The sequence below is a fragment of the Agromyces sp. S2-1-8 genome (assembly GCF_021129215.1).
GTDB classification, from domain to species: domain Bacteria; phylum Actinomycetota; class Actinomycetes; order Actinomycetales; family Microbacteriaceae; genus Agromyces; species Agromyces chromiiresistens.
On sequence record NZ_JAJOLP010000001.1, the window covers coordinates 1,500,205 to 1,514,740 of the forward strand.

Below are 14,536 nucleotides of genomic sequence, written 5' to 3' on the forward strand. Positions count from 1 at the left end.
ATACGGCAGAATTTGCCGTGCGGCGATTCGATGGAGGGCAATGTGACGGCAACCGGTGTAGAGCAGGCAAAGCCGGGCTTCATCGCGTTCCAGGCAAGAGACGACCTTGTCGACTACGGCGACAACGCACTGCTCTTGTTTCTCGCGCAGATGCGTCTGGGGATCGATGACATCGATGCATTCGCCGCCAACGCCCTTACTGATCACAGCAATGACAAGAAGTGCGATCTCGTAGCTGTTGTGAATGACGGGACCAAGGTTATCGTTGCGCAGGGCTATCTAGCGAAAACGGCTAAATCTGCTGCACCAGCCAACAAGGCGTCCGATGCGAACACTGCAGTGAGTTGGTTGTTGGCAGGAGGCCTAGAGACCGTACCCGAAGTCTTGCGGGGCGCGGCCGAGGAAGTACGCGCTGCTCTCACCGCGGGCACCGTAACCGAGTTCGAGATCTGGTATTGCCACAACCTTCCAGAATCGCAGAACGTTGGCCAGGAACTCGCTCAAGCGGCCGTCACGGCGGACGCAGTTATTAGGCGGGAGTTTCCCTCCGCCGACGTTGATGTCACCGCGATTGAGTTTGGTCTGTCCGCACTGGAAGTGGAGTACTCCCGGACACAGGCGCCCATCCTGGTTTCAGACACGTTCGAGTTCACCGTCCCCGGTGGCTTCGAACTCACCGCGGAAGGATGGAGCGCGTTCTCGACAGCGATTAACGCAGAAACCCTTCGCGAGATCTGGGCCGCGCACACGACGCAGCTGATGTCCCCAAATATTCGCGACTACCTCGGAATGGTGCGGTCAGCCGGAAATATCAACTTCGGAATCAAAGAAACCGCGAAATCAGAGCCGGAGAACTTCGCGATCTTCAACAACGGAATCACGATCCTCGTCAACGACTTCGAATACGATGCCGACGCGCGCACTCTGTCCGTTAGCGGAGTGGGAATCGTCAACGGCGGGCAGACGACTGGCGCGATCGGGGAACTATCGAGCGAGGAGTCAACCAGACTCGGCGAAGCCCGCGTCATGGCGCGCTTCGTGAAGTGCACCGATCCCTCCGTGCTCCAAGACATCGTCCGGTTCAACAACACTCAGAATAAGGTCGAAGCGACCGATTTTCGCAGCAAGGATCCGATTCAAGAGCGCTTGCGCGCCGAGTTCGACAAGGTGCCCGACGCCGAGTACCGCGGTGGGCGCAGAGGCGGCGCAAGCGATGCGATCGTGCGGCGGCGATGGCTGCTGCCCGATTCTTCGGTGGCCCAATCTCTCGCAGCTTTCCATGGCCGCCCTAACCTTGCATACAACGAGACGAGAACGATCTGGGACCTCGACGCCATCTACGCGAGCGTGTTCCGGGAAGGTGTAACCGCTCGCCACATCGTGCTCACGTTCAGTCTCCTGCGGGCGGTCGACCGCGCTAAGCAATCGATTATGGCCATTGCCGAGGACTTGAGAACCGAGGCTCAGAAGCGTCACGCAGAGTTCTTTCGCGCACGAGGATCGAACTTGCTGCTCGTCGCGGCGATTGGGGCGTGCATCGAAACCGTTCTCGGTCGAGCCATTACCGACAGAGCTCAGCTGATGTTCAAGAAGAACATGTCCCCTAGCGATGCGACGGATGCGTGGCAGCCGGTTGTTGACACGCTTCTGTCGTTCTCCAAGCAGCTGGCGCCGGCAACTGATCAGGGCTTGAAGTCACAGGATCGCGTGTCGAAGGCGATCGAAGATTTTGGCGCGATGGTCGAAGCGACCCGTGCAGCCAACAGTGCACCGTTCGATGCGTTCGCTTCCGGAGTCTTGCCGGGCCCACCTAAGGCAAAGGTCGCCGCTGGTTAGCTGTGATGTCCCGGCAGGTTGTTGGGTCAGCTGAAGGAGGCGGCTGAAATTAGGCCGGGTGGTCGCATTCGATGGCGAGTAGACGCCGGTGGGTCGAATTCGACCACCCACCTCGGTATCGAACCGTCCTTTGTTTACCTCGCGCGGTGAAGTTGGCCCCAAGGACCGCCAACCAGCGGGTACCGTCCGGTAGAGGTGATCAGGTGGATCTCCAGTCACCGATCCGCGTCCCCTTGTTTCGGAGCTGCTGCGGAATGTGCGGGCGTCAGACTCCGTTGAAGAGTTATCCCGCTCGCCCTCGCCGCCCGGGCGGCAGCAGTCCGCGGTCGCGGGCCTTTGTGATCCAACCTTGAGCAGTCGAGAGTGCGACGCCGTTGACCTGTGCCATCGTCGAGCTCGGGTTCGCGTCGCCCTGCTGCGTGAGCCGGCCGTGCTGCAGCGCGACCATCTCGTAGAAGTCCGGCACCTTCTTCGGGTCGCCGAGAGGCTTGAGCAGATCGCGCTCGCTGACCTTTCGCCCCGACGGGAGCACGATCTTGCCGCCGGTGATCGTCTCCGTGCGCTTCATCGCGAAGAGGCGCTTGTTGATCGCCGCCTCGATGCGAGCTGTCGGCAGTTCGCGGAGGAGCTGGCTCGTGATCGGATCGCCAGGGCGCCACGGGAGGTAGATCACGCCCGTGATGCGGATCTCCTCGGGCACGGCGAGCAGCTGTCGCTGCAGCCGGATCATCACGCGGGTGTGGGTGGCCTCGTGCTCGAGGTAGCGCCAGCGTCCGCCGGAGGTCTCGTTCTGGTCAGAGTCCGCCGGCGCGCCCTGGTCGTCGTATCCGAGCACCGCATCGATTTGCTCGCTCGCGTCGACGTCGCGCTCGCCGGGGAAGCGGCTGGGCAGGTACCAGCCTTCGGGTAGGTCGTCGGCGGCGAGCATGCCGTCGTGCGACTGGTCACCGGGGCGGGGCGTCGAGGCGGACATGTGTCGAGTCTAACCACTCAACTCAGGTACTTGCCGAAATATGCGCATCGGTGCTATTCTCAGGTACTTGCAAATAGCCGCGCTTGCGCTGGCATGCACGAGATGCCAGCACAGCGGTGCAACAGCCGAAGGGGTGCATCATGGTCGACGTCGCGCTGAGGGTCGAGTATCTGAGCCGAGTCGAAGCGGCCGAGCGATGCCGCATCCCGGTCTCGAGCTTCGACAAACTGCGCCACGACGGGCTGATCCCCGAGCCCGACGCCCGTATGGGCAAACACCTGCTCTGGAGCGCCGACACGATCGACGAGCTGCTTGCCCGGGGCGGCACGGAGCACTGATGGCCGGACGGCCGAACCGCGATACGCCGAGCCGCGTCGATCCGCGCACGGGTCGTCCGCTCCCGGAGGGCATCCGATGGCGCGCCGATCGGCAGCGCTACCAGATCCGCGTCGTCGGCCCGAGCGTCGATGGGGGAGCCGCCGAGCGATCCCGCACGTTCCTGACACTCGCCGAGGCCAAGCGCGAGCTCGCGAAGGCGGTCGCCGGCCGTAACCCGAACGGGTCGATGACCCTCGAGCAGTGGCACGAGAAGTACTGGCCGGCGATCGCGTCATCCGTCCGCCCGGCGACCGGGCGCAGTTACGGCGTCGCCTGGCGGTTGCGGGTGAAGCCGAGCCTCGGCCGGCACCGGCTCGAAGACATCACCTCGCCGATGATCGAGTCGGCGATGGTCGCGTGGACGGGCGGAGCATCCGCCAAGAATGACGCGCTCGCGGTGCTCTCACGTCTGCTCGACGGCGCGCGGCGGTCTCGGTTCATCGACTACAACCCGGCCCGCGAGGTCAAGCGGCCGAGCATGCGCGAGTCGATCTCGCCGGTCTCGCGGGCGCTCACGCTCGACCAGATCCAGACGCTGCTCGACCTCGTCCCCGAGGGCGCCTACCGCGGCTACCTGGCAGCACTCGTCTACACCGGCATGCGAGCGGGGGAGGCGACCGCGCTCCGGGTTGGCGACGTCGACTTCGAGCGCGGCATCATCCGAGTCAGCCGGTCGCTGAGCCCTGGGCAGCGCGGCGAGCTGATCGAGCAGTCGCCGAAGAGCCACAAATCCCGCGACGTTCCACTGATCGACGCGCTTCGTCCGTACGCCGAGACGGCAGCGAAAGGCAAGCGGGCGAGCGACCTGCTTTTCGCAGGACCCGATGGCGGGAGGCTCACCAATCACAACGCGCGCCGCGGTGCCGACTGGGAGACGCTTCGCGAGGCGATCGGCCGACCCGACCTGCGCATCCACGACCTCCGCCACACCTTCGCGACCATCCTCTTCGACGCCGGCGCCAGCGCACCCGACGTGCAGGCGACCCTGGGCCATTCGAGCCTGCAGGTCACCGAGCGCTACTCTCGTGCCCGCGAAGGCGTCGCACTTCGTGCCGGCGCGGCACTGAACGATGCGCTCAAGAGTGCAACCGGCGAACCACCGAACCGAACCATACGGCGGGCCCCGGCCGACCTTAATGGCACATTAATGGCACAGCCTCGCGAGCGCCCCGGCGGAATCGCCCGTTGAAACAAGAAAACCCCCGGTTACCCGGGGGTTTTGATGGTGGCTCCGACCGGCATCGATCCGGTGACCTTTCGATTTTCAGTCGAACGCTCTACCAACTGAGCTACAGAGCCTCGAGGTGCGAAAGCATCTCGATAAGGAGAAAGCCCCTTCTCTCGTAAGGGAAAGGGCTTGTCGCCTGAGCGACCCTGACGGGACTTGAACCCGCGACCTCCGCCGTGACAGGGCGGCACGCTAACCAACTGCGCCACAGGGCCTCGTAGTGAGAAATCTCACCGAGACTGTTCAATTGTACTTGCCATTTTTCAGTGACCCCAACGGGATTCGAACCCGTGCTGCCGCCGTGAAAGGGCGGTGTCCTAGGCCACTAAACGATGGGGCCGGAGGTCTTGCCTGGGGCATGACCGCCGACAAGCAAGCATACGTGCTGATTCGCGAGAGTGCAAAACGAGCGGCGGGATGCCTCGCGGCGGCCTGGTTCGCCGGGTTCACGGGTGTCGGTCGACGAGTTCGGGGAGCGCCGAGGCATCCGTGGACATGCCCCTGAAATCCCCGGATTCGGCTTCGCCCGTGCCTATCGTGAAGGCTGCCACTGCCTGCATTCGAGAGCGAGGAGCGCGGGGAACCCGAGGCCCGCGTGGACGGGGAACCATGGACCGCACCACACCACGTACGAGCGCCGTGCGACGACTACTGGCCGGCGCCCTGCTCGTCTCGGTCGCCGTCGTCGGAGCGGTGGCGTCACCGCAGGCCGCCTTCGCCGCCGACTATCCCACGTGGGACGAGGTCGAGCAGGCGAAGGCCGACACCGCCGCCGGCGCCGCGGCGGTCGAAGAGATCGAGGGCCTCATCGGGCAGCTCGAGGTGAACGTGGCCGAGACGAGGGCCGAGGCCGAACGCCGCACCGACGACCTCATGGTCGCGCAGCAGAAGTACGACGACGCGGTGACGAAGGCCGCGCGCATCCAGGCCGAGGCCGACGCCTCGGCGAAGGAGGCCGCCGACGCCGAGCGCAACGCCGGTCAGGTCGCCGCGCAGCTGTATCGCAGCGGCGCGGGCGACCTCAGCGTCAACCTGTTCCTCGAGGCCGGCGACGCGAAGTCGACCGACGCGCTGCTCTCGAAGCTCGGCAGCATGAACCAGATGGTCGAGCGCTCCAGCGAGGTGTACAGCCTCGCGCAGGAGAAGCAGAACGCGGCGGCGGCGCTCGGCGACCAGGCCGAGGTCGCCAAGGCGGAACGCGAGAAGCTGCGCATCGCTGCAGAGGAGGCGCTGCGCGCCGCGCAGGAGGCGCAGGCGCAGGCCGAGGCCGCGCTCGCCGAGTCGCAGGCGAAGAAGACCGAGCTCGAGGCGCAGCTCAAGTTCCTGAAGGACGCCGAGGCGAAGACGACCGCCGCGTACGAAGAGGGCGAGCGCAAGCGCAAGGAAGAAGAGGAGCGCCGCCGCAAGGAGGAGGAGCGCCGCCGTCGCGAGGCGATCGAGAACGGCAGCGCCGGCGGGGTCGCAACGTCGGGCTGGGCGCTCCCGGCCTCGGGTTGGATCTCGGGCGGCTACGGTCCCCGCGAGGTCATCTGCGAGAACGGGTACTGCTCGAACTCCTTCCACTACGCGACCGATCTCGCCACCGGGTGCTGGTCGCCGATCTACGCGGCCAACAGCGGCGTCGTGACGTACGCCGGCTGGTCGGGCAGCTACGGCAACTTCGTGAAGATCGACCACGGGGGCGGCATCTCGACCGGGTACGCGCACATCGTCGACGGCGGCCTGCTCGTCGGCTACGGCCAGTGGGTGTCGGCGGGGCAGCAGATCGCCTGGACCGGCACGACCGGCGCGTCCACGGGCTGCCACCTCCACTTCGAGGTGTACGACGGATGGAACCGCATCGATCCCGTGCCGTTCATGGCCGCGAGGGGCGTCTACCTTGGCTGAGCAGCGTACTGGTCCCATCTCGCGGGGTTCGGCGGCGGCCTTCTCGGCGGCGGTCGCCGTCGGCGCGGTGACGGCGTCGGTCGGACTGGTCGGGTCGCCGGCGGCGGCCGAGCCCGACTACCCGACCTGGGGCGAGATCGAAGCAGCTAAGCAGAACGAGTCGGCGAAGCTCGCCGAGATCGACCGGCTCGGCGGGCTCATCGCCGGGCTGCAGCAGACGGCGGATGCCGCGGTCGAGGTCTCGATGAAGGCCGACGAGGCCTACCGCCAGGCGATCGACGCGCGCGACACCGCCCTCGCACGCGAGCAGTCGCTCGGCCGCCAGGCCGACGAGGCCGAGGCGGTCGCCGAGATCTCGAAGATGCGCGCCGGGCTCATCGCCGCGCACCTCGCCCGTTCGGGCGGCGGCGATCTCACGAGCGAGCTCATGTTCGCCCCCGACCGCGCCGACGACCTGCTGCACCAGCTCGGCACGGCCGCGAAGCTCGGCGAGCAGGCACAGGGGCTCTACGAGCAGGCGCGAGCCGACCGCAACTCGGCCGCGTCGCTGCGCGAGCAGGCCGAGCAGGCCGCCGACGAGCGCGAGCGGCTCGCGGAGGTCGCCGAGACGCGCGCCGATGAGGCCCGTGCGGCCGCCGACGCGGCGACCGCCGCCGTGGCCGAGGCGGAGCAGCGGTCGGTCCAGCTCTACGCCCAGCTCGCGTCGCTCAAGGACACGACCGCCGAGCTCGAGCGTGAGCGCGTCGAGGGGCAGGCCCGGGAGGCGGCCCAGGCCGCGCTCGAGGAGCAGGAGCGCCGGGAACGCGAGGAGCGTGAGCGCGAGGAGCGCGAGCAGGACGCTCGCGACGACGCCGCAGCGGGGAACGGCGGCACCGGTGGCGGCAGCGCCCCGGCTCCGGCCCCGCCGCCCAGGCCCGCCCCGCCGCCGGCTCCGGCACCGCCGAATCGCAGCGCCGTCGAGTCGGCGATCTGGTTCGCGAGCCAGCAGCTCGGCGAACGCTACGTGCTCGGCGGCGCCGGCCCCGACGTGTGGGACTGCTCGGGCCTCACCAAGGGCGCCTACGCGTACGCGGGCATCGGCATCGGCACGCACTCGGCGACGAACCAGTACTACACGCTCGCCGCGCGCGGCAAGGCGGTGCCGCTCGGCAGCATCGAGCGCGGTGACCTGCTCTTCTGGGGCTCGGGCGGCGACTACTACCACGTGGCGATCTACCTCGGCGGCGGTCGCATCCTCGAGGCGCCACGCGAGGGCGTGCCCGTGCGCGAGTACTTCATCTGGGGGAGCCCCTCGGCGGCCGCCCGCCCGGCGGGCTGAGGCTTCGAGGGTCGCTGCGCTCCTCCTCGACCCGGTGGGCATGCGAAAGGGGGCGAGCCGTACGGCTCGCCCCCTTTCGCCGCCCGGATGCCGCGAGGCATCCCGAAGTGTCAGTGACCGGGGAACGCCTCGATCGCCTTCTGGATGAGCGCCTCGGCCTCGGCCGCGTTCGCCCAGCCCTCGGTCTTGACCCACTTGCCGGGCTCGAGGTCCTTGTAGTGCTCGAAGAAGTGCTCGATCTCCTTGCGCGTGAACTCGGGGATCGAGTCGACGTCCTGGATGTGGTTCCAGCGCGGGTCGCCCGCGGGCACCGCGATGACCTTCGCGTCGCCGCCGCCGTCGTCGGTCATGTGGAAGACGCCGACCGGGCGCACCTTGACGCCGACGCCCGGGAAGAGCGGGTACTCGAGCAGCACGAGCACGTCGAGCGGGTCGCCGTCGTCGCCGAGGGTGTTCTCGAAGAAGCCGTAGTCGGTCGGGTAGACGAACCCGGTGTAGAGCACGCGGTCGAGGAAGACCCGGCCGGTCTCGTGGTCGACCTCGTACTTGTTGCGGCTCCCCTTGGGGATCTCGATGACGGCGTTGTACTCGCCCATATGGCTCTCCTTGCGATGGAAGTCTGCGCTGTTGCGACAGCATGGCCGGGCGCTCGGCGCGCGGCGGAATAAGGTTACCCCGATGCCTTCAGACCAGCACATGGATGCCTCCGGCCCACGTCGCCCGCGACTGACCCCGCCGATCGCCGACGTGCGGCGCGCGGTGCGCGCCGTTCTGGGTGGAGGCGCGCCGCCGCAGGCGCCGCGCCCCGAGACCACGACCGGGCAGTCGCACGTGCTCGTCGCGCTCTCCGGGGGCGCCGACTCGCTCGCGCTCGCCGCGGCCACCGCGTTCGAGGCACCCCGCGCGGGCCGGCGGGCGGGCGCCGTGATCGTCGACCACGGCCTCCAGCCGGGCTCCGGGGATGTCGCGGAGCGCGCCGCTCGCGCCGCTCGCGAGCTCGGGCTCGACCCGGTCGTCGTGCGCCGGGTCGACGTCACAGCGGGCGCCGGCCCCGAGGCATCCGCCCGTGACGCGCGCTACGCCGCGCTCGACGAGGTCGCCCGCGAGACGGGTGCGGCGCTCGTGCTGCTCGGCCACACGCTCGACGACCAGGCCGAGACCGTGCTGCTCGGCCTCGCCCGCGGGTCGGGGGCGGCGAGCCTGTCGGGCATGGCGCCCGTGACGGGGCGGTACGCGCGGCCGCTGCTCGGCATCCGCCGGGCGACGACGCGTCAGGCCTGCCTCGACGCCGGGCTCGAACCGTGGGACGATCCGCACAACCTCGACCCCGCGTACGCCCGGGTGCGGGTGCGCGAGCAGGTGCTGCCCGTGCTCGAGCGAGAACTCGGCCCCGGCATCGCCGAGGCCCTCGCGCGCACGGCCGAGCAGCTGCGCGAGGACGAGGCGGCGTTCGCCGAGCAGATCGAGGAGTTCATCGAGGAGATCTGCGAACCCGCCGAGGCGGGCATCGCCGTCTCGGCGGCCGCGCTCGGCGCGAACCCGGCGGCGCTGCGGCAGCGCATCATCCGGCACGTGGTCGCGAGCGAGTTCGGGGTGTCGCTCAGCCGGGCGCAGACGCTCGAGGTCGCGCGGCTCGTCACCGACTGGCACGGCCAGGGACCGATCGACCTGCCCGGGGGAGCGCTCGCCACCCGGGCCGGCGGCCATGTGGTCATCTCCACGACGGGGTCGACCGAGATCATTCCGCACGATCACTGAACCGCGATCGCTAGGATCGACGCATGGATGCGCGCGAGATTCAGGCCGACCTCACCGAGACCCTCGTCACCGAAGCCGAGATCCACGCGAAACTCGCCGAACTCGCCCGCCGCATCGAGGCCGACTACGACGGCAAGGACCTGCTGCTCGTCGGCGTGCTGAAGGGCGCCGTCATGGTCATGGCCGACCTCGCGCGCGAGCTGCGGCCGCACCTCAGCATGGACTGGATGGCCGTCTCGTCGTACGGCGCCGGCACCCAGTCGTCGGGCGTCGTGCGCATCCTGAAGGACCTCGACACCGACCTCACCGGCCGGCACGTGCTCATCGTCGAGGACATCATCGACTCGGGGCTCACGCTCAGCTGGCTGCTCGAGAACCTGCGCTCGCGCGGCGCGGCCTCGGTCGAGATCTGCGCCCTGCTGCGCAAGCCCGACGCGGCCAAGGTCGAGGTCGACGTCAGGTACCTCGGCTTCGACATCCCGAACCAGTTCGTCGTCGGCTACGGGCTCGACTACGCAGAGCGCTACCGCAACCTGCGCGACGTCGCGATCCTCGCCCCGCACGTCTACAGCTGACGGCACTCGACCGCCGGTCGGCCAGGCCCTAGGGTCGTGCCATGGGCGAGCAAGTGCGCCGAAGCCGACTGCGCGACGCCGCCGCCGCCTTCGCGTCGAACGCGCGCAACCCGAATCTCCGGCGTGCCCAGCTGAGCTTCCTCGGTGCATGGACCGCCGAATGGGCGTTCACCGTCGCCCTCGGCATCGTCGCGTACCGCGACGGCGGCGCGGCGGCCCTCGGACTCGTCGGGCTGCTGCGGATGGTGCCGTCGGCGATCTTCGCCCCGCTCCTGTCGCCGATCGCCGACCGAGGGCGGCGCGAACGCGTCCTCATCCTCGTCTCGACCGTGCGCGGCGCCGCGACGGCCGCCGCCGCGGTCGTCGTCGCCGTCGCGGGCCCGACGGCGGTCGTCTACGCGCTCGCCGTCGTGTCGACCGTCGCCGCCACGCTCTACCGGCCCGCGCACTCGGCCCTCCTTCCCTCGCTCTGCAGCACCGGGTACGAACTCGCGAGCGCGAACATGGTGCGCGGGCTGCTCGACTCGGCGGCGACGCTCGTCGGCCCGCTGGTGGCCGCGGTTCTCCTGCAGTTCACCGGGGTCGACGTCGTCTTCGCGGTCGCGGCCGCCGCCTCGTTCGCGGCGGCCGGCCTGCTCGTCGGGCTCCGCTACGAGGCACCGCCGCGACCGGCGGCGCCGAAGCGGCGCAGCCTCGCCGCCGAGGTGGTCGAGGGCGTTCGGGCCGCGACCTCGAACCGCGACCTGCTGCTCATCCTCGGGCTCGCCTCGGCGCAGGCGCTCACCCGGGGCGCGCTCACCGTGCTCTCGGTCGTGGTCGCGATCGAACTGCTCGGCACGGGCGAGCCGGGCGTCGGCGCCCTGATGACGGCCGTCGGGGTCGGCGCGGTGCTCGGTTCGCTCGGCGCCTCGCTGCTCGTCGGCTCGCGGCGCCTCGGCGCGTGGTTCGCGGTCGGGGTCGCGCTCTGGGGGCTGCCGCTGGCGCTCGTCGGACTCGTGCCGCAGCAGTCGGCGGCGCTCGGCCTGCTCGCCTTCATCGGCGTCGGCAACGCCCTGATCGACGTCGCCGGCTTCACGCTCATCGGCAGGCTCGCGCCCGACGAGGTGCTCGCCCGCGTGTTCGGCGTGCTCGAGAGCCTCGTCGCCGTCTTCATCGGCATCGGCGCCGTCGTCGCCTCGACGCTCATCGACCTGACGGGCGTGCAGGCGACGCTCATCTCGATCGGGCTCGTCTGCCCGCTGCTCGCCCTCGCCGCCTGGCGGCGCCTCCGCGGGCTCGACCGCACCGTCGACGTGCTCGACGGCGATGTCGCGCTGCTGCGCCGCGTGCCGATGTTCCGCACGCTGCCCCTGCCGGCCGTGGAGCAGCTCGCCCGCGGGCTCGAGCCGGTCGCCGTCGCCGACGGCGACCCGGTCTTCCGCCAGGGCGATCCGGGCGACCGGTACTACCTGATCGAAGACGGTGCGGCCGACGTCGTCGGCGACGGCCGGGTGGTGGCGTCGCTCGGCCCCGGCGAGGGGTTCGGCGAGATCGCGCTCCTCCGGCGCAGCCGACGCACCGCCACCGTCGTGGCGGTCGGCGCGCTCCGGCTTCGCGCGCTCACCTCGGATCGATTCCTCCCCGTCGTGCTCGGCTACACGCCCAGCGCCCGCCGGGCTGCGGCCGACGCCGACGACCTGCTCGAGCGGTTCGAGCCGCGCGAGCCGTTCGACGATCCGCCCGCGACCCCCGATTCGCGGGGTTGATGCCGCCCCGGATCGATGACAGCCTGTCGACATGGAGTCCGGCCGGGCGGTACTGCTGATCGCCGACATCGGGGGCTACACCGACTACATGAGCTCACATCGGTTCAGCCTCGCGCACGCCGAGGTGAACACCGCGCGCATGCTCGACAAGATGATCGACGCCGCACCCGGCTACGACCTCATCGAGATCGAGGGCGACGCCGCGTTCCTCTCGCGCCCCGCAGGCGGCCGCGACCCCGAATCCGAGGTCGCCGGGGTCCTGCAGGTCGCGGTCGCCATGCACCGGGCCTTCCACCTCGAGCGCCAGAACGTCGCGGCGAACCTCTGCCCGTGCGCGGGCTGCAAGGAGGCCGCCGAGCTCAAGCTCAAGTTCGTCGCGCACGTCGGGGATGTCGCGACCCAGACCATCCGCGACCGGGTCAAGCTCGTCGGCATCGACGTCATCCACGTGCATCGCATGCTCAAGAACCCCGTCGCCATCTCGGAGTACGTGCTGCTCTCCGACGAGCTCCACCGCGGCGGCGGGAGCGCCCTGCCCGCGGCGGTGCACGAGATCTCGCAGGAGCTCGAGGGCATCGGCACGGTGCGCGCGTACTTCGTCGACGTCGGCGACCTCGACGGCGAGCTCCCGCCGCTGCCGGGGCCATCCGTCCGAGGGCGCCTCGGGCGCACCTTCGCGGCCGCCGGTCTCGGCATGCCGTACCTGCTGGGCCTGCGCCGGAGCCGGCGCGCGACCGCCGCAGGCTGAGCGCTGCGCGCTTTCAGCGAACAGGCAGCCGCCGCCCAGTGGGGCCGAGGTAGCCTTGCAAGATCATGAACATGAAGAAGGTCTTCCGCGGGCCGATCATCTACATCCTGCTCGCGATCGTCGCCGTGTGGATCGGTTCGAGCCTGATCACGGCGTCCGGGTTCAAAGAGGTGTCCACGCAGAAGGGCCTCGAGCTGCTGAGCGACGGCAAGGTCGCCGCCGTGAAGATCGTCGACGGCGAGAACCGGGTCGACCTCACCCTCGCCAAAGAAGACGAGAAGCTCGGCAAGCAGGTGCAGTTCTACTACGTGACGCCGCGCGGCACCGACATCGTCAATGCGGTCGACGATGCGAACCCGAAGGACGGCTACAACGACGAGGTGCCGCAGCCGAACTGGTTCATGTCGATGCTCGGCATCCTGCTGCCGCTCCTCCTGATCGGCGTCTTCTTCTGGATCATGCTGTCGGGCATGCAGGGCGGCGGCAACCGCGTCATGCAGTTCGGCAAGTCGAAGGCGAAGCTCGTCTCGAAGGAGAGCCCGAAGGTCACGTTCGCCGACGTCGCGGGCGCCGACGAGGCCATCGAGGAGCTGCAGGAGATCAAGGACTTCCTGAAGGAGCCGGCGAAGTTCCAGGCCGTCGGGGCGCGCATCCCGAAGGGCGTGCTGCTCTACGGCCCTCCCGGCACCGGCAAGACGCTGCTCGCGCGCGCCGTCGCGGGCGAGGCGGGCGTGCCGTTCTACTCGATCTCGGGTTCCGACTTCGTCGAGATGTTCGTCGGCGTCGGCGCGAGCCGCGTGCGCGACCTGTTCGACCAGGCGAAGCAGAATGCCCCCGCCATCATCTTCGTCGACGAGATCGACGCGGTCGGCCGCCACCGAGGCGCCGGCATGGGCGGCGGGCACGACGAGCGCGAGCAGACGCTCAACCAGCTGCTCGTCGAGATGGACGGCTTCGACCCCAAGACGAACGTCATCATGATCGCGGCGACGAACCGCCCCGACATCCTCGACCCGGCGCTGCTGCGCCCCGGCCGCTTCGACCGCCAGATCGGCGTCGACGCGCCCGACATGAAGGGCCGCCAGCGCATCCTCGAGGTGCACTCGATGGGCAAGCCGCTCGCGAAGGGCGTCGACCTCGAGGTGCTCGCGCGCAAGACCCCGGGCTTCACCGGCGCCGACCTCGCGAACGTGCTCAACGAGGCCGCCCTGCTCACCGCCCGCTCCAACGCGCAGCTCATCGACAACCGGGCCCTCGACGAGGCGGTCGACCGCGTCATCGCCGGCCCGCAGCGTCGTACCCGGGTCATGAAAGACAAGGAGAAGCTCATCACCGCGTACCACGAGGGCGGCCACGCCCTCGCCGCGGCGGCGATGAACTACACCGACCCGGTCACGAAGATCACGATCCTGCCGCGCGGCCGGGCCCTCGGCTACACGATGGTCATGCCGCTCGAAGACAAGTACTCGGTGACCCGCAACGAGCTGCTCGACCAGCTGACGTACGCCATGGGCGGTCGCGTCGCGGAGGAGATCGTCTTCCACGACCCCTCGACCGGCGCCTCGAACGACATCGAGAAGGCGACCGCGACCGCACGCAAGATGGTCACCGAGTACGGCATGTCGGCCAACGTCGGCGCCGTGAAGCTCGGCCAGTCGTCGGGCGAGATGTTCCTCGGCCGCGACATGGGGCACCAGCGCGACTACTCCGAGGGCATCGCCGAGAAGGTCGACGCCGAGGTGCGCACCCTCATCGAGCAGGCGCACGACGAGGCGTGGCAGGTGCTCAACGACAACCGCGACATCCTCGACAAGCTGGCCGCCGAGCTGCTCGAGCACGAGACGCTCGACCACAACCAGATCGCCGAGATCTTCAAGGATGTCAAGAAGCTGCCCGAGCGCCCGCTCTGGCTCTCGAGCGACAACCGCCCGGTGAGCGACCTCCCGCCGATCAGCTTCCCGACCGAGAAGCTGCCGATCGACTCGGGTGCCGTCGACGGCGGCGTCGACTCGGGCGGGGCCCCGAGCGAGGAGCCGGCCGCCGCGCGCGCGCCGCGCTCGAACCCCCGGCCCGCCACCGCGTAGGCCGAG

Annotated in this window: 12 protein-coding genes and 3 tRNA genes; 10 read left to right on the top strand and 5 right to left on the bottom strand. The window is 69.2% G+C overall.

Annotation, left to right across the window (positions count from 1 at the left end; genetic code table 11):
• Positions 1-42 precede the first annotated feature (42 nt).
• Entirely contained in the window at positions 43-1,836 is a 1,794-nt protein-coding gene (locus LR269_RS18995; protein WP_231429992.1) for an AIPR family protein, read from the top strand.
• A gap of 283 nt (positions 1,837-2,119) precedes the next feature.
• Here LR269_RS18995 and LR269_RS06745 read toward each other — a convergent pair whose 3' ends face one another.
• Positions 2,120-2,809, bottom strand: coding sequence for a hypothetical protein (locus LR269_RS06745; RefSeq protein WP_231429993.1), 690 nt, complete (start codon positions 2,807-2,809; stop codon positions 2,120-2,122).
• A gap of 140 nt (positions 2,810-2,949) precedes the next feature.
• On the opposite strand from LR269_RS06745, the gene LR269_RS06750 reads away from it, so the two are divergent.
• Positions 2,950-3,147, top strand: a complete 198-nt coding sequence (locus tag LR269_RS06750) for a hypothetical protein (protein WP_231429994.1) — start codon at positions 2,950-2,952, stop codon at positions 3,145-3,147.
• On the top strand, positions 3,147-4,376 hold the full coding sequence (locus tag LR269_RS06755) for a site-specific integrase (RefSeq protein WP_231429995.1): 1,230 nt from the start codon (positions 3,147-3,149) through the stop codon (positions 4,374-4,376). The genes LR269_RS06750 and LR269_RS06755 overlap by 1 nt, the downstream gene beginning before the upstream one ends.
• Before the next feature lie 34 nt (positions 4,377-4,410).
• Here LR269_RS06755 and LR269_RS06760 read toward each other — a convergent pair.
• The 3 genes from LR269_RS06760 to LR269_RS06770 all read right to left on the bottom strand — a co-directional run bounded on the left by LR269_RS06760 (position 4,411) and on the right by LR269_RS06770 (position 4,755).
• Positions 4,411-4,486, bottom strand: a tRNA-Phe gene (locus LR269_RS06760).
• A gap of 70 nt (positions 4,487-4,556) precedes the next feature.
• Positions 4,557-4,630, bottom strand: a tRNA-Asp gene (locus LR269_RS06765).
• A gap of 52 nt (positions 4,631-4,682) precedes the next feature.
• A tRNA-Glu gene (locus tag LR269_RS06770) sits at positions 4,683-4,755 on the bottom strand.
• 299 nt (positions 4,756-5,054) lie between these two features.
• Between LR269_RS06770 and LR269_RS06775 the strand changes: the two genes are divergently transcribed.
• Positions 5,055-6,302 (top strand): M23 family metallopeptidase, encoded by a 1,248-nt coding sequence (locus LR269_RS06775; protein WP_231429996.1) that lies wholly within the window; start codon positions 5,055-5,057, stop codon positions 6,300-6,302.
• On the top strand, positions 6,295-7,620 hold the full coding sequence (locus LR269_RS06780) for an NlpC/P60 family protein (RefSeq protein ID WP_231429997.1): 1,326 nt from the start codon (positions 6,295-6,297) through the stop codon (positions 7,618-7,620). Before LR269_RS06775 ends, LR269_RS06780 begins: the two co-directional genes overlap by 8 nt.
• Before the next feature lie 110 nt (positions 7,621-7,730).
• Here LR269_RS06780 and ppa read toward each other — a convergent pair whose 3' ends face one another.
• The gene (gene ppa, locus LR269_RS06785) at positions 7,731-8,216 is read right to left on the bottom strand and encodes an inorganic diphosphatase (RefSeq protein WP_231429998.1); all 486 of its coding nucleotides are present in this window, start codon (positions 8,214-8,216) and stop codon (positions 7,731-7,733) included.
• An 82-nt stretch (positions 8,217-8,298) separates the two neighbouring features.
• On the opposite strand from ppa, the gene tilS reads away from it, so the two are divergent.
• From tilS to ftsH, 5 genes are all read left to right on the top strand, one after another.
• Positions 8,299-9,378 (top strand): tRNA lysidine(34) synthetase TilS, encoded by a 1,080-nt coding sequence (gene tilS / locus LR269_RS06790; RefSeq protein WP_231429999.1) that lies wholly within the window; start codon positions 8,299-8,301, stop codon positions 9,376-9,378.
• A gap of 23 nt (positions 9,379-9,401) precedes the next feature.
• Complete coding sequence (gene hpt, locus LR269_RS06795; protein ID WP_231430000.1) at positions 9,402-9,953, top strand: hypoxanthine phosphoribosyltransferase; 552 nt, start codon at positions 9,402-9,404, stop codon at positions 9,951-9,953.
• A gap of 41 nt (positions 9,954-9,994) precedes the next feature.
• A complete protein-coding gene (locus LR269_RS06800; protein WP_231430001.1) occupies positions 9,995-11,698 on the top strand; it encodes an MFS transporter in 1,704 nt (567 codons plus the stop codon).
• Between the two features lie 31 nt (positions 11,699-11,729).
• Positions 11,730-12,446: a DUF2652 domain-containing protein gene (locus LR269_RS06805; protein ID WP_231430002.1), complete on the top strand. Its 717-nt coding sequence runs from the start codon at positions 11,730-11,732 to the stop codon at positions 12,444-12,446.
• A 65-nt stretch (positions 12,447-12,511) separates the two neighbouring features.
• The gene (ftsH, locus tag LR269_RS06810) at positions 12,512-14,530 is read left to right on the top strand and encodes an ATP-dependent zinc metalloprotease FtsH (RefSeq protein WP_231430003.1); all 2,019 of its coding nucleotides are present in this window, start codon (positions 12,512-12,514) and stop codon (positions 14,528-14,530) included.
• The last annotated feature ends 6 nt before the right edge of the window (positions 14,531-14,536 follow it).

What these genes read in the sequence shown, in the direction of transcription:
- LR269_RS06745 (WP_231429993.1), bottom strand. Translation starts at nt 2,809, where the DNA reads ATGTCCGCCTCGACGCCCCGCCCCGGTGACCAGTCGCACGACGGCATG.
- LR269_RS06800 (WP_231430001.1), top strand. Translation starts at nt 9,995, where the DNA reads ATGGGCGAGCAAGTGCGCCGAAGCCGACTGCGCGACGCCGCCGCCGCC.
- ftsH (WP_231430003.1), top strand. Translation starts at nt 12,512, where the DNA reads ATGAACATGAAGAAGGTCTTCCGCGGGCCGATCATCTACATCCTGCTC.
- hpt (WP_231430000.1), top strand. Translation starts at nt 9,402, where the DNA reads ATGGATGCGCGCGAGATTCAGGCCGACCTCACCGAGACCCTCGTCACC.
- LR269_RS06805 (WP_231430002.1), top strand. Translation starts at nt 11,730, where the DNA reads ATGGAGTCCGGCCGGGCGGTACTGCTGATCGCCGACATCGGGGGCTAC.
- ppa (WP_231429998.1), bottom strand. Translation starts at nt 8,216, where the DNA reads ATGGGCGAGTACAACGCCGTCATCGAGATCCCCAAGGGGAGCCGCAAC.
- LR269_RS06750 (WP_231429994.1), top strand. Translation starts at nt 2,950, where the DNA reads ATGGTCGACGTCGCGCTGAGGGTCGAGTATCTGAGCCGAGTCGAAGCG.
- tilS (WP_231429999.1), top strand. Translation starts at nt 8,299, where the DNA reads ATGCCTTCAGACCAGCACATGGATGCCTCCGGCCCACGTCGCCCGCGA.
- LR269_RS06755 (WP_231429995.1), top strand. Translation starts at nt 3,147, where the DNA reads ATGGCCGGACGGCCGAACCGCGATACGCCGAGCCGCGTCGATCCGCGC.